Source organism: Stutzerimonas sp. FeSN7 (genome assembly GCF_030263795.1).
Lineage (GTDB): Bacteria > Pseudomonadota > Gammaproteobacteria > Pseudomonadales > Pseudomonadaceae > Stutzerimonas > Stutzerimonas stutzeri.
Map to the genome: position 1 here is coordinate 1546904 of NZ_JARPMN010000001.1, position 12461 is coordinate 1559364.

Below are 12461 nucleotides of genomic sequence, written 5' to 3' on the forward strand. Positions count from 1 at the left end.
TGGAGATGAACCTGAAGCCAACAGCGAACCCGTTTGCTCCCGCGCGGATTGTTCTGCGGGCCGCGCTGATTGGTCTGACGCTGTTGCTCGGCGCCTGTGCTGGGAACCCGTACGATTCCGCACCGCAGGCACCGGCACCTGCACCGGTTCCGCGGGCACCGGAGCCCTCCGGTCCGGTCATCGCGCCACCGCCTATCAAGGCGCCACCGGCACCCAGGGCTCCAGCCACGCAGAGAAGCCATCCGCGCTACGCGCCGCCGCCGCACGTGGCGGCTCATTGGGACAATCGCCTGGGTGTCTATGTGGTGGAGGGGCGCGAGCTGTACTATCGCGAGCGCCTTTACTATCGCTGGGATGGCGACTGGTTCTGCGCGGCGCGCCCGGATGGCCCTTGGGAACCGGTTGCACCGCCCAGCGTGCCTCCGGGGTTGCGCGAACGCTACTGAGCTGCACGCCGAGGCAGTCTTTTTGCCGTTCGGTCTAAAGGCTGAGCGTCGATTGCCGATAAGGATTCAGCACCGTTGCTTTGCAACGTATCCGCTGGCTCGGCAAGACCGCCGCATCGGGCTCAGGCCCCGGAGTCGAACATGAATGCTTCCGTCAAGCGCCTAGAAGAAACCGGCACCGCACTGCGCGACGCGCTGACGCAGCAGGATTGGTCGGCCATCGGCATGCTCGACCGCGAGTGCCGCAGCGCTGTCGATGAGGCGATGCGCGAACATCAGCGTGATGATGGAGCTGTCCGGCAACGTTTGCAGGAGCTGCTCGATCTCTATCGCGAACTGGTCATGACCTGCCAGATCGAACAGGCCAGGGTGGCAGGCGAACTGCGTCAGCTCAATCAGTCGCAGCAGGGCGCCAAGGTCTACCAGCTGTTCGGTTGAATGCCGAACGCAACATGCTTGTGTGCACCGTTCCCGACCGTCCTCGGCTCACCATGGGCCAGTCACGACCTCTCGCTTTTTATCATTACAAAGTATGTGGCATTATGTCGCCAGTGCCGCACTGGCGGTCATCTGTTTGACGCGTACTGCTTGGTAAATCCCTATCTTGTCCACGATCTTGCGCGCAACTGACCGGTTGAGCTGCTGGGCGTTTCACAACACTCTGATTTTCGGCTCGTTCTTTGGTCGTTAATTCACGCCATAAATTTGACTCAGTTCATTTTTTCATTAATCTACGTTTCATCTGCCATGAAGTGTGATCGCCTTTATTTCCATGGATGCGAGCGCAGGCTTTCTTTCAGCCTCTAAAGAGCCCTATAAACAAGATGTGGCGTGAAACCAAGATTTTGTTGATAGATGATGATCGTGACCGTCGGCGGGATTTGACGGTCATTCTGAATTTTCTCAGTGAGGATCATCTGGCTTGCTCCAGCAGTGAATGGCAGGACGCTGTCGCCGGCCTCGAGTCCAGTCGAGTCGTGAATGGCGTCATGCTGGGGGATGTGACCACCAGGGGTGGCGCCATCGAGCTGATCAAGCAGATGAGCAAATGGGATGAGAACGTCCCGTTGATGCTGATTGGCGAGCCGGCACCGGCCGACTGGCCCGAGGAGATTCGACGCCGGGTCCTCACCAGCCTGGAAATGCCGCCCAGCTACAACAAGCTGCTCGACTCGCTGCACCGCGCGCAGATCTACCGTGAAATGTACGAGTCCAAGACGCGCGGCCGGCAGCGCGAACCCAATCTTTTCCGCAGCCTAGTTGGCACAAGCCGAGCGGTGCAGCATGTCCGTCAGATGATGGAGCAGGTCGCTGATACGGAGGCCAGCGTGCTGATCCTCGGCGAATCCGGTACCGGCAAGGAGGTGGTCGCGCGTAACCTGCACTACCATTCCAAGCGGCGCCAGGGGCCGTTCGTTCCAGTCAATTGCGGTGCTATCCCGGCAGAATTGCTGGAAAGCGAACTGTTCGGACACGAAAAAGGCGCCTTTACCGGCGCGATCACCGCGCGGGCAGGGCGCTTCGAGCTGGCCGAGGGCGGTACGCTGTTCCTCGACGAAATCGGCGACATGCCGTTACCCATGCAGGTCAAGCTTCTTCGTGTACTGCAGGAGCGCACATTCGAGCGCGTCGGCAGCAACCGCACGCAGAATGCCGATGTTCGGATCATTGCCGCGACCCACAAGGATCTGGAAAAGATGATCGAAGAGGGGACCTTCCGTGAGGACCTCTACTATCGCCTGAACGTCTTCCCGATCGAAATGGCGCCGCTGCGTGAGCGTGTGGAAGACATCCCACTGCTGATGAACGAGCTGATCTCGCGCATGGAGCACGAGAAGCGCGGCTCCATCAGGTTCAACTCGGCTGCCATCATGTCGCTCTGCCGGCACGACTGGCCAGGTAACGTTCGCGAATTGGCCAACCTCGTCGAACGGATGGCGATCATGCATCCTTACGGTGTGATCGGTGTAATGGAGCTGCCGAAGAAGTTCCGGCACGTTGATGATGACGACGAGCAGTACGCAACCAGTCTGCATGACGAGATGGAAGAGCGTGCCGCCATCAGCGCGCCGATGGTGGTGCCTGAGGCGCAGGCCATGCTCCCTGTCGAGGGGCTGGACCTGAAGGAGTACCTCGGCAACCTTGAGCAGGGGCTGATCCATCAGGCGCTCGAAGACGCCGGTGGTGTGGTTGCCCGTGCCGCGGAGCGGCTGCGCATCCGGCGGACCACGCTGGTGGAGAAAATGCGCAAATATGGAATGAACCGCCGCGACGACGAACTGGGCGAGTAGTATTCGTGCATGACAAAGGCCACCTTCGGGTGGCCTTTTGCGTTTCTGGGACGCATCAGCGGATGACGCCGCCGGGCATGAACCTTGCTGGTTTCACTTGACCGACCATCTTTTGACAGGCGCAGTGAATCAGTGAATTTCGTCACCAGGCCGTCCATAGCGTCCTTTGAGCCCACCGATGCGGTGGACCTCAAAGGCTCGCTCGAGCGTTTCCGAGAGCTTTCCGGACAGCTGGGCGAGTCCGAGGGGCTTCTGCAGGCACACGTCGCTGAGCTCCGGGACCAGCTCGCCGAGGCGGGGGCGCAGCGTCGCCACGAGCTCGAAGAGAAGGAGCGGCTCGCTCAACGGCTGCGGAACGTGCTGGATCTGCTTCCGGGCGGCGTGATCGTCATCGATGGCCAAGGGGTGGTGCGCGACGCCAATCCTGTGGCCTCGGAGCTTCTGGGTGAGCCCCTGGTGGGTGTCAACTGGCGCGATGTCATCGTCCGCAGTTTCGCCCCGCGCAAGGATGATGGCCATGAGATTTCCCTGCGCAACGGACGCCGTCTGTCGATCGCCACTCGTTCCCTCAGCGGCGAGCCCGGCCAGTTGGTGCTGTTGACCGACCTTACCGAAACCCGGCGTCTGCAGGATCAGTTGGCGCGCCATGAGCGCTTGTCGTCCCTGGGGCGAATGGTGGCATCGCTAGCCCATCAGATTCGCACACCGCTTTCCACCGCGCTGCTGTATGCAAGCCACCTTGAGCAAGGTGGCCTGAGCGAGCAACAGCAGCAACGTTTCGCCGGCAGTCTGAAAGCGCGCCTGCACGAGCTGGAGCACCAGGTTCGCGACATGCTGGTGTTCGCCCGGGGCGATCTGCCGCTGAACGACCGCGTGACCCCGGCCGAGCTGCTGTCCGCTCTTCGCGCGGCGGCGGAGCCGAAACTGGGGGATGCCGCCGTGCGCTGGCAGAACGATGCGCAAGGCGGCGAGCTTCTTTGCAACCGCGACACACTGGTCGGCGCGCTGCTCAACCTTGTCGAGAACGCTTTGCAGGCCTGCAGTGGCGCATGTCGTTTGAAGATTCATCTGTATCGGCGTGATGCCACGCTGTACCTGTGCATCAGCGATAACGGCCGCGGCATAGAGGCTGGCGTCCTGGGGCGGTTGGGCGAGCCGTTCTTCACTACCCGGGACAACGGAACCGGCCTCGGGCTTGCGGTCGCGAAGGCTGTCGCCCATGCGCATCAAGGCGAGCTGCGTCTGCTTTCCCGGCCAGGTCGCGGCACTTGCGTCATCGTTGCGTTGCCGTTGATTCCTATCGTTCAGAAGGTCGTGTGAGCTGATGGCTGCGAAAGTACTGCTGGTCGAAGATGACCCATCCCTGCGAGAAGCACTGGGTATCACGCTCGAACTGGGCGGCTATGCACATCGAGCCGTCGACTGCGGCGAAGCCGCACTCATCGCTCTGGAGCAGGAGCCCTTTGGTCTGGTCATCAGCGACGTGAACATGCCGGGTATGGATGGCCATGAGCTGCTCGCCTCGATTCGCAAACGTTATCCGCAGATTCCGGTGCTGCTGATGACGGCCTTTGGCGCCGTGGCGAAGGCGGTAGAGGCGATGCGTCAGGGGGCGGTCGATTACCTCGTCAAGCCTTTCGAGCCCGGCACGCTGCTCGAACTGCTGGGTCGCCACGTCAACGGCGCCCTCGGTCCGCTGGAGGCACAGGGTCCGGTCGCCTGCGAGCCGTCCAGCCAGAGGCTGCTGGATCTTGCTGCGCGCGTGGCGCAAAGCGACTCGACGGTGCTCATCTCCGGCGAATCGGGTACCGGCAAGGAAGTGCTGGCACGTTATATCCACCAGCGCTCGCCGCGTGGTGCAGAGCCGTTCATCGCCATCAACTGCGCCGCTATTCCGGACAACATGCTGGAGGCGACGCTGTTCGGCCACGAAAAGGGCGCCTTCACCGGGGCCATCGCCAGTCAGCCTGGCAAGTTCGAGCAGGCCGATGGCGGTACGCTGCTGCTCGACGAGATTTCCGAGATGCCGCTCGCGCTGCAGGCCAAGCTGTTGCGGGTGCTGCAGGAGCGCGAGGTGGAGCGGGTTGGCGGGCGAAGGTCGATTGCCCTGGATATCCGGGTGCTTGCGACCACCAACCGCGATCTGGCCGCTGAGGTGGCAGCCGGGCGCTTCCGCGAAGACCTGTTCTATCGATTGTCCGTTTTTCCCCTGGCCTGGCCGCCGCTGCGCGAGCGTCCGGCCGATATCCTGCCGCTGGCCGAGCGCCTGCTGGCGGGCCATGCCCGAAAGATGCGACAGGTACCGGCTCGGTTGTCGTCGGCGGCGCAACGCTGCCTGCTCGAACACGGCTGGCCGGGTAACGTGCGTGAACTGGACAATGCCATTCAGCGTGCGCTGATCCTTCAGCAGGGTGGTGTCATTCAGCCCGAAGATCTCTGCGTGCTCGGCTCTGCTGGTGCTGTCGGTGCGCCGCTTGCCAGTAATCCAGCGCCACTGCCGAGCGAGGCCTCTGCCGCTGATGGCGAAGTCGGTTCCGCTTTGGGTGATGATCTGCGGCGGCGCGAATTCCAGTTGATCATCGACACGCTGCGCGCCGAACGCGGGCGTCGCAAGGAGACCGCTGACCGGCTGGGCATCAGTGCGCGAACCTTGCGCTACAAGCTGGCACAGATGCGCGACGCCGGGGTCGATGTGGAAGCGTTGCTCTACGCCAGCTGAGCCGGGGGCGCAATGGCTCTGCTAAGCTGCGGCTTTCATGTAGCGGAGGCGCGCAGGTGCACCAGAACTTCTGGCAAGAACGTTGGGCTCGCAACGAAATCGGTTTTCACCTCGAAGACGTCCATCCCGGCTTGCGCCGTCACTGGCCGCGGCTGGCTTTGCCCGAGGATGCAGCTGTGCTGGTGCCGCTGTGTGGCAAGAGCCTGGACCTGGCCTGGCTCGCAGGGCAGGGCCATCGCGTACTGGGGGTGGAGCTGAGCCAGAAAGCTGTCGAGGCGTTTTTCGCCGAGCAAGGTCTGGAGGCGGAGATTTCGCAGGTCGGCGCATTAAAAGTCTATCGATCCGGCAGGCTTGAGATCCGTTGTGGCGATTTCTTTGCGCTGGCGGCGCAAGACGTTGCCGACTGCCGGGGCGTTTACGATCGCGCCGCGCTGATTGCGCTGCCGCCGGCGATGCGCCAGCGCTACGCCGCGTTGCTGACGAACATTCTGCCGGCCGGCTGCCAGCAATTGCTGGTTACGCTCGATTACGACCAGGCGGAAATGGATGGCCCGCCGTTCGCTGTCAGCCAGGCGGAAGTGAGCACGTTGTACGACGGCGCGTGGGACGTGCAGCAGCTGGAGGCCAAGGAAGTGCTGGAGCGCAATCCGAAGATGCGTGAGCGTGGGCTGCAGCGCCTGCAAGAACAGTTTTACCGGCTGCAACGGCGGGATTGACCGCCGTTGCCGCTCGCTGTGCTCAGCTGTCCGCCTGGAGTCTGCGGATAAAGGTGTCGGCCTCATCGATGGCGCGCTGCATGTCCGCCATCAACTGGTCGACATTGCCTTGCAGCGTGCGGTACTCGCCATGCAGGGCGCTGATCGCGCGGGCATTGAGGTTGTGCTTGAGAAACAGCACCTGATCGCGCAGTACGCTGAGCACCGGCTCGATGCGTTGTTCGGCTGCCTTCATGCGTTGCAGCAGCGTCCGGTATTCGGCGCGGGTACGGCTCAGCTCCTTCGCGCTGGCAGCCTTCAGGCTGGCATTGCTGTACTGCTTCAGTTCGCTCTCCCATTCCTTGAAAAGCGCATTGGCGACGTCTTCCACCGCGTCGATGCGGGCCCGCACATCCCGGGCGCTGGCGACGCTCGCCTCGTACTGTCGGTTCAGTGCGTCATAGCGCTTCTCCAGGTCGCCGCCTTTGACCTCGACCACGCTGCGATAGCGCTCCAACGCATCCTTGAACTGCTCCTTGGCGGCTTGCTGCGAGTCACGTGCGTCCTCCACCCGGTCGACCAGGATGTCGCGCTTGTGGATGCCGGCTTTTTCCATTGCGGAGTAATAGGCACTCTGGCAGCCAGCGAGGGCGAGCAGGGCGCAGCAGACGAAGATGAGGCGGCGCATGGCGATTCCTTCTATGCGGAGTTGAATCTGCATAGACAAACGAAAAGGGCGACTTGCGTCGCCCCGGTACCACTCGGTCGATCTCAGCCACGCTGACGCAGGGCTTCGATGCGATCCTCCAGAGAGGGATGGGTCATGAACAGGCCGGCCATGCCGTGCTTGAGCGAGCCGTTGATGCCGAACGCCTTGAGCGAATCGGGCATGTGCACCGGCAGGCCCTGTTCGGCCCGCAGGCGCTGCAGGGCGCCGATCATAGCGCCGGTGCCGGCCAGTTGCGCGCCGGCTTCGTCGGCGCGGTATTCACGCTTGCGCGAGAACCACATGACGATGATGCTGGCAAGGATGCCCAGTACCAGTTCGGCGAAGATCGTCGCGACGAAGTAGCCGATGCCATGGCCGTCCTCGTTCTTGAGGATCGCCTTGTCGACGAAGTTGCCGAAGATTCGTGCGAAGAACATGACGAAGGTGTTCACAACGCCCTGGATCAGCGCCAGGGTGACCATGTCGCCATTGGCCACGTGGCCGATTTCATGCGCCAGCACCGCGCGCACTTCATCCGGGGAGAAACGTTCGAGCAGGCCCTGGCTGACGGCTACCAGCGCGTCGTTGCGATTCCATCCGGTGGCGAAGGCGTTGGCCTCGTAGGCCGGGAAGATACCGACCTCGGGCATCTTGATGCCGGCTTCGCGCGACAGTTGCTCGACGGTCTGCAGCAGCCACTGCTCATGCCGGGTGCGCGGCTGGCTGATGATCTCCGTGCGTGTGCTCATCTTCGCCATCCATTTGGAGATGAACAGCGAAATCAGCGATCCCGCAAAGCCGAACACCGCACAGAAGACCAGCAGGCTGCCATAGTTCTGGCCGGTGTAGCGATCGACCCCGAGCAGCTTCAGGGTGATGCTGGCGATGACCAGGACCGCAAGGTTGGTGGCCAGGAACAAGAAAATGCGCATCATGTTGCGGCAGACTCCAGGGTAGGATTTGAAGAACGATAGGCTATATAAGGTGCGCCCTTGAGCTATTCAACCGAGCGACTATTTCAAGCTATGTCGCTTGTGCGCCAAGGCTGGAGTGCAGCGGCGAGCCGGTGTCGTTTTCGAACAGCAAGCGGGCAAGATGGGCGATGCGCTCGCTGTGACCGCTTTTCAGTGCGTCGCGAAGCTGATGGGCGAGACTGGCCTGGATGCGCAGTACGCTGGGAGGCAGGCTGCGGTCGCCCGCCAGGTATCCGGGGACGGCGCGGGTCAGGCGAATGAAACCCTTCTCGGTCAGCACGGCCTGGTCCAGTGCGAGGAACTGGATGGTGCTCTCGAAGCGCAGATAGCCTTCGTCGGCCAGCCAGAGCAGGGCGCCCAGGCAGCTCTGGTGGCGTTTGGAGGGCAGGCCGAACTCGTCCGGCTCTTCCCGGCCGATCAGGTCTTCCACATACAGCGCGATCTTCCGTGGAAACGCCTGATACAACGCGAGCAGACCGCCCGCGGCGTCCTTGTAGAAGTCGTCTATCTGCAGATCCATTCGGTTACTGCTGGTAGGTCTTGAGGAAGTTGCCGATGCGTCCGATCGCCTGCTCCAGGTCATCCACGCGCGGCAGGGTAACCACCCGGAAGTGATCCGGCCACGGCCAGTTGAATGCCGTGCCCTGGACGATCAGCAGTTTCTCGGAAAGCAGCAGGTCGAGCACGAACTTCTCGTCGTTGTGAATCGGGCAGATCTTCGGATCGATGCGCGGGAACGCATACAGCGCGCCCATGGGCTTGACGCAGCTGATGCCGGGAATGTCGTTGAGCAGCTCCCAGGTGCGGTTGCGCTGCTCAAGCAGCCGACCCGGCGGCAGGACCAGGTCATTGATGCTCTGATAGCCGCCCAGTGCCGTCTGAATCGCATGCTGCGATGGTACGTTGGCGCACAGGCGCATGTTGGCAAGGATATCCAGGCCTTCGATATAACTCTGGGCCTTGTGTTTGGGGCCGGAGATGGCCACCCAGCCGGAGCGGAAGCCGGCGACACGATAGGACTTGGACAAGCCGTTGAAGGTCAGGCAGAGCACGTCTGGCGCCAGCGAGGCGGTGGAGATGTGCACCGCGCCGTCATAGAGAATCTTGTCGTAGATCTCGTCGGAGAACAGCACCAGCTTGTGCTGGCGAGCCAGCTCCACCATGCCTTCCAGGACTTCCTTCGGATAGACCGCGCCGGTGGGGTTGTTCGGGTTGATCAGGACCAGCGCCTTGGTGTTTGGCGTGATCTTGGCCTTGATGTCGGCCAGGTCGGGCCACCAGTTGGCCTGTTCGTCGCAGAGGTAATGCACCGGCTTGCCGCCGGCCAGGCTCACGGCGGCCGTCCAGAGCGGATAGTCCGGAGCGGGGATCAGCACTTCGTCGCCGTTGTTGAGCAACGCCTGCATGGACATCACGATCAGCTCGGACACGCCGTTGCCGAGATAGATGTCCTCGATGCCGATGCCTTCCACCTGCTTTTGCTGGTAGTACTGCATGATCGCCTTGCGGGCGCTGAACAGGCCTTTCGAGTCGCTGTAGCCCTGGGCAGTCGGCAGGTTGCGGATCACGTCCTGGAGAATTTCCTCCGGTGCTTCGAAACCGAACGGCGCCGGGTTGCCGATGTTCAGCTTGAGGATGCGATGGCCTTCCTCTTCCAGGCGTTTGGCGTGCTTGAGCACTGGCCCACGGATGTCGTAACAGACATTGGCGAGCTTGTTCGATTTGCTGACCTGCATGATCCTGAGTGTCCCGAAGTGAAAACGTGCCAGTTCCGGAAATGGCTGGTCACGTTTGGCATGAACCCGGGCGCCTTGGCAGTCGGAAACCCCGCTGCCAGACTAGGCGTCGAAGAGGGAGGCATGATACGTGCGGCCCGACCACCGGAAAAGGTACAGATCGGCCTTTTTTATATAGCGTGCTGTTGCGCTTCGTGTGCGTTCCAAACAACCGGTGCGCCATGTCGTGGCCATGGGACGAAACGCGAACAGACCCCGAGGAGGCTACCAATGGACAAGCTGGAAAAACCGCTCGACGCCTGGCGTGAGGAGCTGTCCGATGAGCAGTTCCAGATCTGCCGGCTCGGCGCCACCGAGCGCCCCTTCACCGGCAAGTACAACGACACCCGGACGCCGGGCGTCTACCATTGCGTCTGCTGTGATGCGCCGCTGTTCGATGCCGATGCCAAGTTCGACTCCGGCTGTGGCTGGCCCAGCTATTTCCAGCCGGTAAGCGATACGGCCATCGCCAGCCTGGATGACTTCAGTCATGGCATGCACCGGATCGAGGTCAGGTGCGCTCGCTGCGACGCCCACCTGGGGCATGTGTTCCCCGATGGCCCTAAACCGACCGGTCTGCGCTATTGCATCAATTCGGCCTCGCTCGACTTGAAGCCCCGCGAAGCCTGAGCCGCAAGGAACCAGCATGCGCGATCCTCTGTTAGATATTCCCTGCGTCACCATCGACGGCGAGCACAAGACGCTCGCCGATTTCGATGCCAAGGTGCTGCTCGTGGTGAACACCGCCAGCCAATGTGGTTTCACGCCCCAGTACAAGGGGTTGGAGGAGCTCTGGCAGCGCTACGGCGAGCGTGGCCTGGTCGTGCTCGGTTTTCCGTGCAACCAGTTCGGCGGACAGGAGCCGGATAGCGAGGCGCAGATCGCCACCTTCTGCGAGCGTCGGTTCGGCGTGTCCTTCCCGTTGTTCGCCAAGGTCGAGGTCAATGGCGGCGACGCCCATCCGCTGTTCATCGAGCTGAAGAAGCGCGCGCCCGGCCTGCTGGGCAGCAAGGCGATCAAGTGGAATTTCACCAAGTTCCTCATCGCCGATCAGGGGCGCACGGTGCGGCGCTATTCCTCGCGTACCGCGCCGCAGGCGCTGGCGGCGGATATCGAGGCGCTGCTCTGAAGCACGAGCGGCGCGGGATCGATAGCTTTCGCAGGCGTTGATGTCTGGTCCGGCTTCGGCCGGACTTTTTCTGTTTTGGAGTCAATCATGGATGTCGAGTTGAAAGCCTTCCTGCAGCGTGCCGAAGGCCTGTTGGCGCGTATCGAGCCGTTGCTGCCCGCGCAGCCGCCTGTTATCGATTGGGAGCATACGCTGGCGGCGCGCTGGCAGCGTGACGGCCGAAGCGGCTATCTGGCGCCGCTCGAGGTCAATCTCGATCTGCGTCTTACCGACTTGATCGGCATCGACCGACAGCGTGATCTGCTGGCTGCCAATACCCAGCAGTTCGTCGATGGCCTGCCCGCCAATCACGTCTTGCTCTGGGGCGCCCGTGGTACTGGAAAATCGTCGCTGATTCGCGCTCTGTTGGCCGAGTATGCCGGCCGTGGGCTGCGCCTGATCGAGATCGAGCGCGACCATCTGGCGGATCTGCCGCGCGTGGTGGAGCTGCTGTCAGGGCAGCGTCAGGCCTTCGTGCTTTTCTGCGACGACCTGTCCTTCGAGGCGGGCGAGGGTGACTACCGGGTGCTCAAGAGCGTGCTCGACGGTTCCCTGGAGCGTGCGCCGGAGAACGTGCTGCTGTATGCCACGTCGAACCGCCGTCACTTGGTGCCGGAGCGCCAGAGCGACAACGAGAACTGGCAGATGGTGGACGGCGAGCTGCATCCGAACGAGGCGGTTGAGGACAAGATTGCCTTGTCCGATCGTTTCGGCCTCTGGCTGTCGTTCTATCCCTTCAGCCAGCAGCATTACCTCAGTGTGGTGCGCCACTGGATCGATTCGCTGGCAGGCAAGGCGCGCCTGCAATGGAATTGGGACGAAGCGCTGGAAAAGGACGCGATTCGCTGGGCCACCGGACGCGGCAATCGCAATGGGCGCTGCGCATATCAGTACGCCCGTCAGTGGGTGGGCGCACGTTTGCTCGACGCGCGGCGCTAACTGACGTTGGTAGCTTGTCGAGCCCGCCGCAGCTGTTGCGGCGGGCTCGATGCCGGCCGACTCTAGACCGTGGCGGCCTTGCCCATCTCCTGCAGCTTGGCATTCATGCGTTGCTCGCCCGGCAGCAGGCTTTCGATGGCGGGGCGCGCCAGCATGCGCGCATGGTGTGCAGCCAGCGCCGGCCAGCGCTGGGCATCGAGCTGTTCGCCGCCGTGGCTCATGTTGATCAGCTGACAGGTCACGGCAATGTCCGCCATGGATAACCGATCGCAGACGAAGAAATCGTTGTCGCCGAGCTGCTGCTCGAGGTAGTCAAAATGAGGCGGCAGCTTCTGCTGCATCGCTGTCTGCACCGCCTCTTCGTTGCACGGCTGGCCGGAGGTCGGCTTGAGAATTCGGTTGCGAAACACGGTGAAGGTGGTCAATGGCGCCAGCTCGTAATCCGCATATTTCTCGAGCCAGCGCACCTGGCCGCGCGCCTGGGCGCTGTCGCCGTACAGGGGCGGCGTGGCGGGATAGGCTTCTTCGAGGTACTGGCAGATCACGCTGGAGTCGGCGAGGGTGCAGTCACCATCCTTGAGCGCGGGAATACGTCCCAGCGGGTTGATGGCGTAGTACCAGTCTGGCGGGGTGAAGGGCATCACCGTTTCAAGCTGATAGTCGAGTCCCTTTTCCTGCAGGCACAGCCGTACCTTGCGGACGAAGGGGGAGAGGGGCACGCCGTACAGGGTCACAGACATCATCG

Annotated in this window: 14 protein-coding genes; 9 read left to right on the plus strand and 5 right to left on the minus strand. The window is 62.4% G+C overall.

Annotated features, from left to right (window positions below):
- The first annotated feature begins 5 nt into the window (after window positions 1-5).
- The 6 genes from P5703_RS07250 (at window position 6) to P5703_RS07275 (ending at window position 6172) form a co-directional block, all read left to right on the plus strand.
- Window positions 6-446 (plus strand): hypothetical protein, encoded by a 441-nt coding sequence (locus P5703_RS07250; protein WP_011913658.1) that lies wholly within the window; start codon window positions 6-8, stop codon window positions 444-446.
- A gap of 141 nt (window positions 447-587) precedes the next feature.
- Window positions 588-884 carry a flagellar protein FliT gene (gene fliT / locus P5703_RS07255; protein WP_011913657.1) on the plus strand — a complete coding sequence of 99 codons (297 nt, stop codon included), beginning with the start codon at window positions 588-590 and terminating at the stop codon, window positions 882-884.
- Between the two features lie 386 nt (window positions 885-1270).
- Window positions 1271-2737 carry a sigma-54 dependent transcriptional regulator gene (locus P5703_RS07260; RefSeq protein ID WP_014597048.1) on the plus strand — a complete coding sequence of 489 codons (1467 nt, stop codon included), beginning with the start codon at window positions 1271-1273 and terminating at the stop codon, window positions 2735-2737.
- A 132-nt stretch (window positions 2738-2869) separates the two neighbouring features.
- Window positions 2870-4057: a sensor histidine kinase gene (locus P5703_RS07265; RefSeq protein WP_285590114.1), complete on the plus strand. Its 1188-nt coding sequence runs from the start codon at window positions 2870-2872 to the stop codon at window positions 4055-4057.
- Window positions 4058-4061: 4 nt separating this feature from the next.
- Window positions 4062-5456, plus strand: a complete 1395-nt coding sequence (locus P5703_RS07270; RefSeq protein WP_125849913.1) for a sigma-54-dependent transcriptional regulator — start codon at window positions 4062-4064, stop codon at window positions 5454-5456.
- Between the two features lie 56 nt (window positions 5457-5512).
- Window positions 5513-6172 carry a thiopurine S-methyltransferase gene (locus P5703_RS07275; RefSeq protein WP_125849915.1) on the plus strand — a complete coding sequence of 220 codons (660 nt, stop codon included), beginning with the start codon at window positions 5513-5515 and terminating at the stop codon, window positions 6170-6172.
- 22 nt (window positions 6173-6194) lie between these two features.
- On the opposite strand, the gene P5703_RS07280 is transcribed toward P5703_RS07275, so the two are convergent.
- The 4 genes from P5703_RS07280 to P5703_RS07295 all read right to left on the minus strand — a co-directional run bounded on the left by P5703_RS07280 (window position 6195) and on the right by P5703_RS07295 (window position 9570).
- Window positions 6195-6839, minus strand: a complete 645-nt coding sequence (locus tag P5703_RS07280) for a DUF2959 domain-containing protein (RefSeq protein ID WP_017243993.1) — start codon at window positions 6837-6839, stop codon at window positions 6195-6197.
- Between the two features lie 83 nt (window positions 6840-6922).
- Window positions 6923-7795: a protease HtpX gene (gene htpX / locus P5703_RS07285; RefSeq protein ID WP_014597043.1), complete on the minus strand. Its 873-nt coding sequence runs from the start codon at window positions 7793-7795 to the stop codon at window positions 6923-6925.
- 88 nt (window positions 7796-7883) lie between these two features.
- Window positions 7884-8354: a hypothetical protein gene (locus tag P5703_RS07290; protein ID WP_011913650.1), complete on the minus strand. Its 471-nt coding sequence runs from the start codon at window positions 8352-8354 to the stop codon at window positions 7884-7886.
- A 4-nt stretch (window positions 8355-8358) separates the two neighbouring features.
- Window positions 8359-9570 (minus strand): pyridoxal phosphate-dependent aminotransferase, encoded by a 1212-nt coding sequence (locus P5703_RS07295; RefSeq protein WP_011913649.1) that lies wholly within the window; start codon window positions 9568-9570, stop codon window positions 8359-8361.
- Window positions 9571-9840: 270 nt separating this feature from the next.
- Between P5703_RS07295 and msrB the strand changes: the two genes are divergently transcribed.
- The 3 genes from msrB (at window position 9841) to P5703_RS07310 (ending at window position 11716) form a co-directional block, all read left to right on the plus strand.
- Window positions 9841-10239 (plus strand): peptide-methionine (R)-S-oxide reductase MsrB, encoded by a 399-nt coding sequence (gene msrB / locus P5703_RS07300; RefSeq protein ID WP_013983197.1) that lies wholly within the window; start codon window positions 9841-9843, stop codon window positions 10237-10239.
- A 16-nt stretch (window positions 10240-10255) separates the two neighbouring features.
- Window positions 10256-10738 (plus strand): glutathione peroxidase, encoded by a 483-nt coding sequence (locus P5703_RS07305; protein ID WP_011913647.1) that lies wholly within the window; start codon window positions 10256-10258, stop codon window positions 10736-10738.
- A gap of 87 nt (window positions 10739-10825) precedes the next feature.
- Window positions 10826-11716, plus strand: a complete 891-nt coding sequence (locus P5703_RS07310) for an ATP-binding protein (protein WP_125849918.1) — start codon at window positions 10826-10828, stop codon at window positions 11714-11716.
- A 62-nt stretch (window positions 11717-11778) separates the two neighbouring features.
- Here P5703_RS07310 and P5703_RS07315 read toward each other — a convergent pair whose 3' ends face one another.
- Window positions 11779-12456: a glutathione S-transferase family protein gene (locus tag P5703_RS07315; protein ID WP_125849920.1), complete on the minus strand. Its 678-nt coding sequence runs from the start codon at window positions 12454-12456 to the stop codon at window positions 11779-11781.
- Window positions 12457-12461: the final 5 nt, after the last annotated feature.